The sequence below is a fragment of the Mesorhizobium sp. M7A.F.Ca.US.002.01.1.1 genome, assembly GCF_004022955.1.
GTDB classification, from domain to species: domain Bacteria; phylum Pseudomonadota; class Alphaproteobacteria; order Rhizobiales; family Rhizobiaceae; genus Mesorhizobium; species Mesorhizobium ciceri.
The window spans coordinates 1-12558 of record NZ_RZQE01000142.1; the positions used below are offsets into that span (position 1 = coordinate 1).

Sequence of the window (12558 nt, forward strand, 5' to 3'; positions counted from 1 at the left end):
CCTTTGCTGTCTACGTCCCCCTCACCGCCCCTGCCTCCGGTCGCACCATAAAGAGCCTGTGCATGCGCCGGCGCCGTCAGGATGACTGGCAGCAGCAACGACCCCGCGAGCGCCGTGGAGCACAAAAGTACAAGCGGGCGTATGAGCGAGCGACGATCGCGAATTGTCATGGAATTCCCCCCGTGTGCCGCAAGCAACGATTCCGCGGCCGGCCCGATCGCCGGGCGTCCCGCGAAAATCATCGCTTGCCGCTGCGTCGGGTCGCGTGCGTCCGCCACGCACATCGCCCCGACTGCTTCCTCACAATCCGCCCGGCGAAACCACCAAGACGATCGCGGCCGATGATAAAACGTCCTCTCCCGACAATTCCACCGATCAATTCTATTGAATTCTGACCAATTCTTGCACGGGCGGATCGCGCTTGCCTCCCCGCACAACTCCTGCGAGATTCAACATTTGGCGCATCGGGGGGTGCGGCAGGGGAACCCCGTGCGAATACTCGACCATGCTTGATCTGAAGACCGTTCTGGTTGTTACGTTTGCAACCGCAAGCCTGCAGGCCGTCACCTGGTTGTTTGTGTGGCTGGCGTGGCGCCGCCTCTATGAGTTGAAGTTTCTTGCGGCCGGCTTCGTCGCTATCGCGGCGGGGGTGCTGCTGATTCTCCTGCGTGGGGAGCAGCCGGCGGCCTGGGCCATCGTGCTCCACAACACGATCATCAAGCTAGGCCTGGTGTTGCTGGCCGAGGGTCTGGCGCGCTTTCTGGGACAGCCACGCTATACCTGGATCAGCATTTCACTGCTGATTTTCCAAATTGTCGCATGGAGTGCCGCCCTCGCGATGGATCCGGGCGACATTGCTATACGCATTCACGCATCGACCTTCTTTACGGTCGTGATGATGTCGGTGATGTGTCTTGGGCTGATGCGGGACCGGACGCAACCAACCCTCCTGCGCTGGATCACGATCGGTGTGCTTGCCGAGTATATCGCGGCTAGCGTTCTCCAGAGCATCATCGAATACCGGCTGCCGGTCGATTTTCAAGGCGCCTCGGTTCTGGCCGACCGCAACGCCTGGTATCTGCTGCAGGGCGCGCTGTTCCTGATCGCCTTTTTCGGCTGCCTGCTGTTCATGGTCAGTTCGCGGCTGTCCTCTGCGCTGCTGGAGAAAAATATCGCCCTGTCGCGGGAGGTACGGGAACGACGACGGCTGGAAAGCCGGTTGAACGCGAGCCTGGCGGCCGAACGTGTGCTTCGCGACGAGCAGGCGGACTTCATGCGCGTCGTCAGCCACGAGTTTCGCACCCCGCTCGCCATCATCCGCAACGCGGCCGACATGATCGGCCTTGTCGGCCACAAGTCGCCCGAAGCGACACGAGAACGGATTGCCGGTATTGGCGAGGCGCTCGATCGCCTGTTTTCCCTGATCGACCGCTTCATGGCCAATGATCGCGACAGCGGGTTTCAGCCGGAGATGATACGCGTCGGTTTGCTTATTGCCGATGTGCGGCTGCATTTCGGGATGACCGGGCGCGGCGAGCGCCTGATCTTTACGGCGGATGACGACGCCGTTTCGCTTGTCGCCGATCCCGAGATGCTGGCGACCGTCCTGATCAACCTCATCGACAATGCGCTCAAATATTCGTCGGAGGACCAGCCAGTGGATATCGATGTGCGCAGCGAAGGTCGAAGTGCGGTCATTCGGGTGCGTGACCGTGGCATCGGCATTCCACAGGCCGAGCTTCACAAGATCGGCAGGCGCTTTTTCCGGGCCTCCAATACGATGGCGGGAACCGGAACCGGTCTCGGCCTCTATTCTTCGCGCAAATTGCTGGCCTATCACGGCGGCAAGCTGCAGTTGCTCGCCAACGACGACCAGGGCATTACGTCCATCGTCAGCCTGCCTCTGGCAGGCGAGGCAACGGATCGACTTTCGCCCGAGGAACTGACCGCATGACGCATATTCTGATCGTCGAGGACGAGCCCCGGCTGCGCAAGGATCTGGCGGATTTCCTGGAACTGACGGGCTTCACGGCCGAAGGCGTCGCCACGGCAGGGGAATTGCGCCAGACGCTGGCCAACGGCAGCTCGCCCGCTGTCATCATCCTCGATGTCGGGCTGCCCGATGGGAACGGGTTCGATCTGGCAACCGAAATCCGCAAATCACATGCCTGCGGCATCATCATGCTGACGGCACTCGGTGACAGCGACGACCGTATCCGTGGCTTTGAGAGCGGCGCCGACATCTACCTGGTCAAGCACAGCACGCTGCGCGAGATCGACGCCGCAATTCGCAGCCTGCTGCGACGGACGGGAGCCCCGCCCGACTCTGCCAACGGCAGCAGCGATCGGTGGGTGCTGGACGGCACGAACTGGATGCTGATCGCGCCCAATCACCGTTCGCTTAAACTGACGGCGGCCGAGTTCGCCTTCATGAACGTGCTCTGCAACCGTAGCGGCGAAATCTGCCAGCGCGAGGATCTGGTGGAGCTTGTCGCCCGTCCCAGGTCGAACTTCGACAACAGGCATCTCGACGCAGTCGTCAGCCGGCTACGCCGCAAACTGGAGGAGCACATCAGCTTGCCCGCGCCGATCAAGGTCGTCTATGGCGTTGGCTACATCTTCACCGCAGCCGCCGCCGTGCAATGAACGTCTGCTCAACGGCTGCTTCCAGACCGAAGCATCGACTGGTCATGGCGCGGCAGGACCTCGATGTGCAGCCTGCAATGTCCGCTCTCAGGAAGCCACCATGCCCGCCCCTAAGACCGAGATTGCCGCCATTCGCAACCTGGTCAATGACGCTCACCGTTGGCCCATAGCGGAACACCCTCAGCTTACTCCTCGCCCTGCTTCTGCGCGATGATGTCGAGCCGCTCGCGGTCGGAGCGTTCGCGCTCGTCGCGGTTGCGCACGTCCTTGTAGGCACGCTCAACCATGTTGGTGCGGGCGGTCGCGGCGGCGATGAGGCCGGCTTCTTGCTTCGCGCTTGCCAGGTTCGCCTCCTGGCGCACGACCGCTTGGGCGATGCGGCGGTGGTAGAGATCGGGGAACAGGGCGGAAAGCGAATCGGGCTGGTCGAAATGGCCGACCAGTTCCCTGGCTTCAGCCTCGGCGGCACTGGCCGCGGCAAGGAAGGTGGCGTGGCGGGTTTCGTGCAGCGCCTTCAGCTGTTCCTGCACCTTGACCAGTTTCTTGAGGCGGTCCTTGCGCGTGCTCATGGTCATCTCGCCAGCGTCAGGTCGACGAAGCCGTCGACGAACAGCGACAGCATGGTGCCGACGGCGAAATAGAAGATGATCATGCCGCCGGCGATGATGAAGGGCTGGGAGATGAAATAGATCGGGATCTGCGGGGTCAGCTTGTTGACGAAGCCGATCGTCAGATTGACGAGAATGGCATAGGCGACGAACGGGCTGCCGAGGCGGATGACCAGGAAGAAGGTGTCCGACACCGTGTCGGTGACATCGACGAGGGCTGCCTGCGGGTTGAAGAAGATGTTGACCGGCGCGACCGTGTAGGAGGAAACCAGCGCGCGTATTATCTCGTGGTCGAAATCGAAGACGAACAGCATCAACAGCGCCGAGAACGAGATGATGGCGGCAAGGGCTGCCTGGGGTTCGGGCTCCTCGATCGCCGGTCCGCCGGTGCCGCCATAACCGACCAGCATGGCGATGGCCGAGCCCATGAAACGCAGGGCTTCCATGTAGAGCCTGGTCATGGCGCCGATCAGGCCGCCGACCAGAAGTTCCGAGATGATCATCGGCACAAGGATCTGCGGGCGCGGGTCGACGAAAGGAAAGATCTTGTCCCACAGGAAGGCGAGCAGGCCGCCGGTGGCGGCGACCGCCATGAACAACCTGACCTGGACCGGGACGCGGGCGCTGGACAGGCCCGGCATCAGCATGAAACAGGCGCCGATGCGGCAGAAGGCGAGGAACGCCGCGATGACGACGCCTTGCGACAGCACGCTCACGATATGGTTCCGAGCACCCTGATCTCGACGCCCTTGGCGATTTCGACATGGCTGAGCACCGGCAGAGTGGTGAACAGGCGCTCGATGATCATGCGCACATAGGGGCGGGCGTCGGGCGCGGTGACGAGGACGAAACGCTCGCCGGCTTCCAGATATTTCTTGATCGCCTTGGTGGCGTCCTGGCCGAACTCCTCGAGCTGACGCGGGTCGATGTCGAATTCGCGCACCTCGCCCTTGGCGTCGCGCTTGAGGCTCTGGTGGAAGGCGAGGTCCCAGCGGTTGCCGAGGCGCAGCACCTTCAGCACGCCGCCCTCGGAGAGGTCGCCGCAGATCTGCTGGGCCATGCGGATGCGGACATGTTCGACGATCTGCTCGGTGCGGCGCACATGCGGCGCGATCTCGGCGATCGCCTCGATGATCAGGTGCAGGTTGCGGATCGAGACGCGCTCGGCGAGCAGCAGCTTCAGCACCGCCTGCAGGCCGGGATAGGAGATGTGCGTGGTGCAGATCTCGTCGGCGAGCTTGCGGTATTCCTGGTCCTGGCGTTCGAGCAGCGCCTTCATGTCCTTGTAGGACAGAAGCTGCGGCAGGTTGTTGCGGATGACCTCGGAGAGGTGGGTGAGCAGCACCGACATGTTGTCGGCGAAGGTGTAGTTCTCGCGCTTCAGATCCTCGGCGAAGGCTTCGACGACGGAATAGGCGCGCATGCCGAAGGCCGGCTCGCGGATTTCCTCGCCCGGTATCTCGGGTATGTCGCGATTGCCGAGCAGAACCATGATCTCGCCGACGCGCATCTGGTATTCGGCCACCACGGTGCCGTGCACCTTGATCTGGTAGCTCTTCGGCGGGATGGCGAAATCGTCGGCGACGCGCACTTCCGGCACCACGAAGCCGTACTGGGTGGCAAATTTCTTGCGCATCTTGCCCATGCGGAAAACCAGTTCCTGATGCGACGTCAGCAGCCTTGTCGACAGCTGCTTGCCGATCAAGAGTTCGATCTCGGCGGTGGCGAGCGAAGCCTTGACCGAGTTCTTCTCTTCCTCGACCTTGGTCGCCTTTTCCTGGTCCTTGATCGCCTCGGCTTCGGCGAGGACACGGTTGGCGCGCATCGGGATGACGTAGCCGAGACCGGCCATGCCGGCGGCGAGCGCAAAGAACGGGAACAGCGGCAGGCCGGGCATCAAGCCGAGCAGGACCAGCAGCGATGCCGCGACATAGAGGGCGCGCGGGTGGGCGCCGAGCTGGCCGAACACCGCCTGGTTGGTCGAGCCGCGGGTGCCGCCCTTGGAGACGAGCAGGCCGGCGGCGAGCGACACGATCAGTGCCGGGATCTGGGTGACGAGGCCGTCGCCGACCGACAGCTTGATGAACACGTCGGCGGCTTCGCCCATGCCCATGCCGTGCCTGATGTAGCCGATGGCAATGCCGCCGACGATGTTGATGGCGGTGATGATGAGGCCGGCGATGGCGTCGCCGCGGACGAACTTCGAGGCGCCGTCCATCGAGCCGAAGAAAGAAGATTCTTCTTCCAGTTCACGGCGGCGCAGCTGCGCGGTCTTGTCGTCGATCATGCCGGCCGAGAGGTCGGCGTCAATCGACATCTGCTTGCCGGGGATGGCATCGAGGGTGAAGCGCGCGCCGACTTCGGCGATACGCGTGGCGCCCTTGGTGATGACGATGAAGTTCACCACGATCAGGATCATGAAGACGATGAGGCCGATGACGAAGTCGCTGGCCATCACCAGCTTGGAGAAGCCGGCGATGACGTAGCCGGCGGCATGCGTCCCTTCATTGCCATGCGACAGGATCATGCGCGTGGTGGCGATGTTGAGCGACAGCCGCAGCATGGTGGCGATGAGCAGCACGGTTGGAAAAGACGAAAAATCGAGCGGCCGCTGGATCCACAGCGCCACCATCAGGATCAGCACCGAAAGCGCGATCGAAAAGGCGAGGCCGACATCGATGAGAAAGGCCGGGATCGGCAGGAACAGCACGGCAAGTATGATGACGATGCCGATGGCGAAGAAGACGTCGCGGCCGTTCTTGGCGGCCGCGCCGGGCTGAATGCTTTCGCTGATCGCCATATCGTCCTCAAACCCCATAGACTGCCGAGCGCGCGACAGCCCTGTGAGGGTAGTCCGCCAAGCTTGCGCGAGGGTGGGAGACTGGCTAGTTCGAACGATCATGCGCAGGTCGCCGTGTCGGCTAGCCTCGCCAGGAAAGGGAAACCCATGCTTCTGATCATCGGCACCATCCGCTTGCCGCCAAACAAATTTGAGGAAGCCAAGCCCGCAATGGAACGCATGGTTTCAGGCAGCCGCGCCGAGGTCGGCTGCATCCAATATTCCTATGCGCAGGATGTTTTTGATGCCGGGCTCATCCGGGTCACGGAAGTCTGGAGCGACAGGGCAGCGCTCGACGCGCACTTCGCCTCGCCGCACATTGCGGACTGGCGTGCGAGCTGGCCGGCGCTGGGCATAGGCGAGCGCAACCTCGTACTCTATGAAGCCGGCGAGCCCATGCCGACCTGAACGGTCCATCGGCCCGATCGATATCGCGTCCACTTGTCGCCAATGTGGTGTCTGTCGGCATTGTGGTTGCCATGCCGTGCCGCCGGGCGTATCAGGCTGGCTTTCCACTGCCTTTCGATATCGGCGAGCCGCCCCGGTGCTTTCCAGAAACCACAGCGAAGTTTACGCCCGCCGGCTGCGCGCGGTGCTGATCAGGTCGTTGCCCCTGCTCGAGGCACGCGGCATCGTGGTGGTCATCCTCGCCGGTGTCGTAGGCGTCATGGCTGGCATATTGGTCACGGCGATGAGCCAGATCGTGCAGGACCTGCACGGGCTGCTGTTCGGCGTTCAGCCAGGCGGCCGGCTTTCCGGCATGTTCTCGCTCGCCAATCCGATGCAGGCGCTGATACCGGCGATCGGCGGCATACTGCTGGGGCTGACGGTGGTCTGGCTCCGGATACGGAAATTCCGCACACCGATCGACCCGATCGAAGCCAATGCGCTCTATGGCGGGCGCATGTCGCTGACCGACACCTTCATCATCGCCGGCCAGACGATGATCTCCAGCGGTTTTGGCGCCTCGGTCGGGCTGGAAGCCGGCTACACGCAGGTTGGCTCCGGGCTGGCATCGCGGCTGGCGGGCATCTTCAGGCTGCGCCGCAACGATGTCCGTATCCTGGTCGGCTGTGGTGCGGCCGGCGCCATCGCCGCTGCCTTCGATGCACCGCTGACCGGCGCCTTCTACGGCTTCGAATTGGTCATCGGCATCTACTCGGTCGCCAATGTCGCGCCTGTCATGACCGCCGCGATCTCAGCCTCGCTGACCGCTGAAATGTTCGGCGGGGTGCCTTTCCCGCTCGAGCTTTCGGGTCTGCCGGCGCTCACCGCCAGCCAGTATGTGCCGTTCCTGCTGCTCGGGCTGCTCGGCGGTGCCGCCTCGATCGCCATCATGCATCTGGTGACGCTGATCGAGCGCGGTTTCGCCAGGCTGTCGATCGATGCGTCGCTGCGCCCCGTCATTGGCGGCGTCATCGTTGGCTTGTTGGGGCTGATCACGCCGCAAGTGCTGTCCAGCGGCCATGGCGCGCTGCATCGCGAATTCTCGATGAATTACGGGCTGGCCGTGGTGGCCAGCGTCTTCGTGCTCAAGCTGGCGGCGTCGGCGGTCTCGCTGGGGTCGGGTTTTCGCGGCGGACTGTTCTTTGCCTCGCTGTTCCTCGGCGCGCTGCTCGGCAAGGCGTTCGCGGATGTGATGCTTGTTATTTCTCCGGCAACCGGCATCGACCCTGCCGTCGCCGCCGTCGTCGGCATGACGTCGCTCGCCGTCGGTGTCGTCGGCGGTCCGCTGACGATGACCTTCCTGGCGCTGGAATCGACCCGCGACCTGACGCTGACCGGCGTCGTGCTGGCCGCCTCGATCATGTCGGCCATCCTGGTGCGCGAAACCTTCGGCTACTCGTTCTCGACATGGCGCTTCCATCTGCGCGGCGAGACCATCCGCAGCGCCCACGATGTCGGCTGGATGCGCAGCCTCACAGTCGGCTCGATGATGCGCAAGGACATCAAGACCATCTATGCCTCGACGACGCTGGCAGCCTTCCGCAAGGAGGTGCCGCTCGGCTCTGCCCAGCGCGTCATCGCCGTCGATGCGGGCGACCACTATGTCGGCGTGCTGATCGTGGCCGAACTGCACAGCGATCCGTCCGATGGCGAGGTGCCGGTGCGCGATCTCGCCAAATACAAGGACGCGGTGTTGGTGCCGAGCATGAACGTGCAGGCCGCCGCGGAAACATTCCAGCGGGCGGGCGCCGAAGAACTCGCCGTGGTCGAGGATTTCACCGACCATATCGTGCTGGGCCTGTTGACCGAAGGCCATCTGATGCGACGCTATGCCGAGGAACTCGACAAGGCCCGCCGGGACCTGTCGGGCGAGGGCTAAGGGACACCCGGAGTCAGTGCTCAATAGGTCCCTTGGCCATCACGAGGGCCGTGCCGGCGGTCGTCGGGCGCTCGATCATGCGGCGTACGCGGGGCGGTTCGTCGCCGCTGTGCAGGGCCCGCACGCGTTCGCCGATGACGGCGTCGGCATGGGTGATGCGTCCATTGTGCCTGATATACTCGATCCAGGTCGGCGTGTGATAATGCTCGATCCATACGGTGGGATTCTCGAGATCGCGCGCCAGCGTCCAGTTGCGGGCGCCGTCACGGCGGCGGATGCGGCCGCGTTCGGCCATGATGGCGAGGAACTCCGGTTCGTCCTCGTGGCGGATCACATACTCGATCATGATGGCGATGGGACCACTGCGCGGCTTCAGGTCAAGCGCCAAATGCGGTTCCTTGAAGCGATTGAGCGGGTCGAGGTTGAGCACCTGCTGTTGCGGCAGCGGGAGCAAAAGACCGATGGCGCCGCCGGCCAGCATGGCGATGCTGGCGGCGATCAGCGCGGTTTCGGCGCCATGCGCGTCGGCGACGACGCCCCAGATCCAGCTGCCGAGCGCGATGCCGCCGAAGGTCGCGGTCTGGTAGACCGACAGCACCCGGCCGACCACCCAGCGCGGCGTCGCCATCTGCACCGTGACGTTGAAATGCGAAAGCGCGATCACCCAGCAGGCACCGCCGACAAGCAGGCCGAGCGACGTCTGCCAGGCATGCTGGCTGACGGCGGCATTGAAGGCGCAGACGGCGAAGCCGGCGAACGCACAGCGCACCATCGTCTCGCTGGAGAGCAACTGCCGCAGCCTGACGCTGATCAAGGCGCCGCCGACCGCGCCGATGCCGAAGGCGCCGAGCATGATGCCATAGGTAAGCGCATCGCCCTTGACGACGTCGCGCGCCACCAGAGGCAGCAACGCAAGCACAGCGCCTGCACTGAAGCCGAACGCAGCACCCCTGACCAGCACCTTGCCGATATTGGGCGACATGGCGACATAGCGCAGGCCGGCGCCCATGGCGGCCCCCAGCGACTCGCGCGGCAAGGTCGATACCGGCACGTTCGGCTTCCAGCGCGCCAGCACGACGATCAGGCCGATATAGCTCACCGCGTTCGCCGCGAAGGCGGCTGCCGCACCGGCGGCGGCGACGATGATGCCGCCGATCGCCGGACCGACGCTGCGCGTCAGGTTAAAGCCCATCGAATTGAGGGCGACGGCCGCCGGCACCTTGTTGCGGGGAACGATATCGCCGACGGAGGCTTGCCATGACGGGCTGTTGAGCGCGGTGCCGCTGTCGATCAGGAAGGTGAAGGCAAGCAGCGTCCATGGCGTGATCAGGCCCGAATAGGTGAACAGGGTCAGAAGCACCGACACCACCAGCATGAAGGTCTGGGCGACCAGCATCACCTTGCGCCGGTCGAAACTGTCGGCGATGGCGCCGGCGACCAACGCAAACAGCATGATCGGCAAGGTGGTCGAAGCCTGGACAAGGGCCACCTGATAGGGCGAGGTGGCGATCGTGGTCATCATCCAGGCGGCGCCGACACCCTGGATCAGGCCACCGAAATTCGAGACGAGACTTGCGCCCCACACGGCGCGGAAAATGCCGTGCCGGAAGGGCGCCAGCGCCGAGACGCTCTCGCTGTCCGGCTTTTCGTCAATCATTTGGAATTCCTGCCATGTCGTGCCTGCCCGTCAGACAATCCGTTTGCGCAGACCGTTTGCCGAAAGTAGGGCATGGCGCCGCAAAGGGCAAAAAAGCTCATGGTCCAACAATGGGATAGAGGCGGTCCAGGCCTTGTCTGCCGTGCGTGCGGAGGCGCCAAGGGGATCGGCGGCGTCTGTCTTCGGACAATTACGACGGCATGCCGCGGCACGCCTTCCCAAAACAGGTTAGAACCCGTTCTGGATGCGCTCGAAGATGACGTTGGTGAAGGCCGATATCTGGCTGCCGATGAAGGGGCCGGTCAGCGCCACCACCAGCATGATGGCGACGATCTTCGGCACGAAGGTCAAGGTGATTTCCTGCACCTGGGTCAGCGCCTGGATGAGGGCGATGCCGATGCCGACCACCATGGCGACCAGCACCACCGGAGCGGACGCGACGAGCACCGTCCATACCGCGTACTGGACGATGTCGAGAGCGTCGGCCTCATTCATGGGACTGGCTCTCTGTCGAAAGCGTCAGCTTGCCGCCTTGACCGAAACTCCCGGACCGACCGCGACTTCGGTGCCGTTCTGCAGCACGGCGATGAGACCGTTGCTGGCGAGGCGCACCGAAGCCACGGTGCCCGTCGTTAGGCCGTCGGCGGAGGTTATCGAGCGTCCGATCAGTGCGTCGGCCTGCGACAGCGCCGAGGACTGCATGATCTGGTTGAGCTTGGTGTTGGTCTGCACCGATTGCTCGACCTGCGAGAAGGTGGCGAGCTGGGCGACATACTGCGTCGAATCCATCGGCTTGGTCGGATCCTGGTTCTTCATCTCGGCGATCAGAAGCTTCAGGAAGGACTGGTAGTCGACCGCTGTCTTCGAGGTGGACGCGGTGGCCTGATTGGCGCCGGTCGGAATCGTCGTCGTCATGTCCACGTTCATCAGTATCGTGCTCCCACAGCCAACGGGCGCTCGGCACCCGAAATATCGTCATTGCCACCCAGCGCGCGGCGTTCGAGCGGATAAAGTGCGCGGATCGCCTTCAGCGCTTCGTAGATATGGTCCTCGCCGACCATGCGGTCGATCTGTTTCAGCGCGCTGCAGATCTGGCCGTCCTCGAAGCTTGCCAGAAGCAGCGGCAGCGAACGACGGAACATCTCGCGTGCGGCGGCGGCGCCGGCCGGGTTCATCAGCATGACCTGCAGGATGAAATAAAGCTGCTTGAGCGGTGTCGAGGCATCTTCGGCCTGGATCACGTGGTTTTCGAGCAGGAACTGGACGTCGTTCATCAATTCGACGGTGACCTTGCGGTCGACCCGGATGACGGCGCCGTTGATATAGATCTTTTCGTTCGGCTTCAGCGATATCTTCAGCGTGTTGGTCATTGAATGCCGTCCCTGATGATCTGGGACACCTCGATCAGCCCTTCGAAATTGTTGGTGCGGCCCTGACGGATGTCCTCCGCCTCGCGCAGCAGCCACAGGCCGATGGAAATGAGGTTGGCGCGCAGTTCCTTTGGCAGGGCGTTGTCGCTGGAGCCAAGATCCTCGACGAAGGCGGTCCAGACGCGGTTGGTGAAGTGAAGCGCCTCTATCGCCTCCATCGAACCGTGGCCGGCCACTGCTGCTGCCGCCAGCATGTCGATCGAGCGGGTCAGAAGCTCGCGCTCGCGGTCCTTCGCGTCGGCAACGGAGTTGCTCTGGATGTCGGCGTAGGAGAATTGGTACATCGTTGGGGCTCTACCGTTCCGTTAAGCGTTGTCAGGTCAGGTAATTCAACAGGCTGAGCTGCTGCAGGCGTGCGGTCAACGCGAAAGACGTTTCGATGTGCTGTGTCAGGTCCGCGACCCGTGTCGCGGCTTCGGCCGGATCGACGGCTTCCAGGTCGAGAATGTGCCGTTCGAAAAGGTCGACCTGCGTTTTCATCCGATCGTTGGCATCGGAAACCCGCTTCTGGACGATGCCGGTCTCGGATTGAAGCTGGCCAATGCCGCTCAGCGCTTCGCCAACCAATGTGGTGGAGCGGCTGACAACCGTATTCTTCGCCGCCTGGCTGACGTTGCTGGACATCAGGCTGCTGACCATGGCTGCCGCCATTGCGAGCTTCTGGATGCCGGCGCTGTTGGCGCTGGTCGACGTCGGTGTGGTTTCGTTGAGTGCGATGCGGCTGACGATCTGCTGGTCGGTGGCGTTCGACCAGTTGCCCTGCCAACCAGCGCCCGTGAACTGCGGGGCGACATCATTGGTGATGAAATCGTCCATCTGGGCAGCCGTGATGTCGGCCGCGAGCGGATCATCCTGGGTGAAGCCGAAATTGGCGACGAAAGCGGCGTCGAATGCCGCCTTGGCGGGGGAGCCGGCAGCTGTGAAGTCGTTGATTGGCTTGACGTCGGTGTTGGTGCCGGCGAACAGGTATTCGCCATTGACGCTGGTGTTGAGGATCGAGGTCAGCTGCTGGATGGTCGCCTTGCCGGAGGATTGGGTGAGGCTGTTGGACG

13 protein-coding genes are annotated in these 12558 nt (G+C 63.3%); 4 read left to right on the plus strand and 9 right to left on the minus strand.

Features of this window, described 5'->3' with window-relative positions; all coding sequences use genetic code 11:
• Positions 1-505 precede the first annotated feature (505 nt).
• Positions 506-1954: a HAMP domain-containing sensor histidine kinase gene (locus EN932_RS16060; RefSeq protein WP_013529765.1), complete on the plus strand. Its 1449-nt coding sequence runs from the start codon at positions 506-508 to the stop codon at positions 1952-1954.
• A complete protein-coding gene (locus tag EN932_RS16065; RefSeq protein WP_013529766.1) occupies positions 1951-2646 on the plus strand; it encodes a response regulator transcription factor in 696 nt (231 codons plus the stop codon). Before EN932_RS16060 ends, EN932_RS16065 begins: the two co-directional genes overlap by 4 nt.
• 185 nt (positions 2647-2831) lie before the next feature.
• On the opposite strand, the gene EN932_RS16070 is transcribed toward EN932_RS16065, so the two are convergent.
• Genes EN932_RS16070 through flhA form a run of 3 tightly spaced genes read right to left on the minus strand, consistent with a single transcriptional unit; the run spans position 2832 to position 6054 of the window.
• On the minus strand, positions 2832-3215 hold the full coding sequence (locus tag EN932_RS16070; RefSeq protein ID WP_013529767.1) for a hypothetical protein: 384 nt from the start codon (positions 3213-3215) through the stop codon (positions 2832-2834).
• Positions 3216-3217: 2 nt separating this feature from the next.
• On the minus strand, positions 3218-3970 hold the full coding sequence (gene fliR, locus EN932_RS16075) for a flagellar biosynthetic protein FliR (RefSeq protein WP_127385489.1): 753 nt from the start codon (positions 3968-3970) through the stop codon (positions 3218-3220).
• Positions 3967-6054: a flagellar biosynthesis protein FlhA gene (flhA, locus tag EN932_RS16080; RefSeq protein ID WP_063168929.1), complete on the minus strand. Its 2088-nt coding sequence runs from the start codon at positions 6052-6054 to the stop codon at positions 3967-3969. Before flhA ends, fliR begins: the two co-directional genes overlap by 4 nt.
• A gap of 147 nt (positions 6055-6201) precedes the next feature.
• On the opposite strand from flhA, the gene EN932_RS16085 reads away from it, so the two are divergent.
• The gene (locus EN932_RS16085) at positions 6202-6501 is read left to right on the plus strand and encodes a putative quinol monooxygenase (protein WP_063168928.1); all 300 of its coding nucleotides are present in this window, start codon (positions 6202-6204) and stop codon (positions 6499-6501) included.
• 136 nt (positions 6502-6637) lie between these two features.
• Positions 6638-8419 (plus strand): chloride channel protein, encoded by a 1782-nt coding sequence (locus EN932_RS16090; RefSeq protein WP_063168927.1) that lies wholly within the window; start codon positions 6638-6640, stop codon positions 8417-8419.
• A gap of 13 nt (positions 8420-8432) precedes the next feature.
• Here the strand turns inward: EN932_RS16090 and EN932_RS16095 are convergent, their stop codons facing one another.
• From EN932_RS16095 to EN932_RS16120, 6 genes are all read right to left on the minus strand, one after another.
• Positions 8433-10076 (minus strand): MFS transporter, encoded by a 1644-nt coding sequence (locus EN932_RS16095; RefSeq protein WP_063168926.1) that lies wholly within the window; start codon positions 10074-10076, stop codon positions 8433-8435.
• Positions 10077-10304: 228 nt separating this feature from the next.
• Positions 10305-10571, minus strand: a complete 267-nt coding sequence (fliQ, locus tag EN932_RS16100; protein ID WP_013529773.1) for a flagellar biosynthesis protein FliQ — start codon at positions 10569-10571, stop codon at positions 10305-10307.
• Between the two features lie 24 nt (positions 10572-10595).
• Positions 10596-11003: a flagellar hook assembly protein FlgD gene (flgD, locus tag EN932_RS16105; RefSeq protein ID WP_013529774.1), complete on the minus strand. Its 408-nt coding sequence runs from the start codon at positions 11001-11003 to the stop codon at positions 10596-10598.
• Positions 11003-11446, minus strand: a complete 444-nt coding sequence (gene flbT, locus EN932_RS16110) for a flagellar biosynthesis repressor FlbT (RefSeq protein WP_064995636.1) — start codon at positions 11444-11446, stop codon at positions 11003-11005. Before flbT ends, flgD begins: the two co-directional genes overlap by 1 nt.
• Positions 11443-11790 (minus strand): flagellar biosynthesis regulator FlaF, encoded by a 348-nt coding sequence (gene flaF / locus EN932_RS16115; RefSeq protein WP_013529776.1) that lies wholly within the window; start codon positions 11788-11790, stop codon positions 11443-11445. The genes flbT and flaF overlap by 4 nt, the downstream gene beginning before the upstream one ends.
• 31 nt (positions 11791-11821) lie before the next feature.
• Positions 11822-12558 (minus strand): flagellar hook-associated family protein (locus tag EN932_RS16120; RefSeq protein WP_128368912.1); only part of this gene is annotated, 737 nt, incomplete at its 5' end.

Coding starts and splice junctions, on each gene's coding strand:
- EN932_RS16095 (WP_063168926.1), bottom strand. CDS start 10,076: ATGATTGACGAAAAGCCGGACAGCGAGAGCGTCTCGGCGCTGGCGCCC.
- EN932_RS16065 (WP_013529766.1), top strand. CDS start 1,951: ATGACGCATATTCTGATCGTCGAGGACGAGCCCCGGCTGCGCAAGGAT.
- fliQ (WP_013529773.1), bottom strand. CDS start 10,571: ATGAATGAGGCCGACGCTCTCGACATCGTCCAGTACGCGGTATGGACG.
- EN932_RS16060 (WP_013529765.1), top strand. CDS start 506: ATGCTTGATCTGAAGACCGTTCTGGTTGTTACGTTTGCAACCGCAAGC.
- flbT (WP_064995636.1), bottom strand. CDS start 11,446: ATGACCAACACGCTGAAGATATCGCTGAAGCCGAACGAAAAGATCTAT.
- flhA (WP_063168929.1), bottom strand. CDS start 6,054: ATGGCGATCAGCGAAAGCATTCAGCCCGGCGCGGCCGCCAAGAACGGC.
- EN932_RS16085 (WP_063168928.1), top strand. CDS start 6,202: ATGCTTCTGATCATCGGCACCATCCGCTTGCCGCCAAACAAATTTGAG.
- flaF (WP_013529776.1), bottom strand. CDS start 11,790: ATGTACCAATTCTCCTACGCCGACATCCAGAGCAACTCCGTTGCCGAC.
- EN932_RS16070 (WP_013529767.1), bottom strand. CDS start 3,215: ATGAGCACGCGCAAGGACCGCCTCAAGAAACTGGTCAAGGTGCAGGAA.
- flgD (WP_013529774.1), bottom strand. CDS start 11,003: ATGAACGTGGACATGACGACGACGATTCCGACCGGCGCCAATCAGGCC.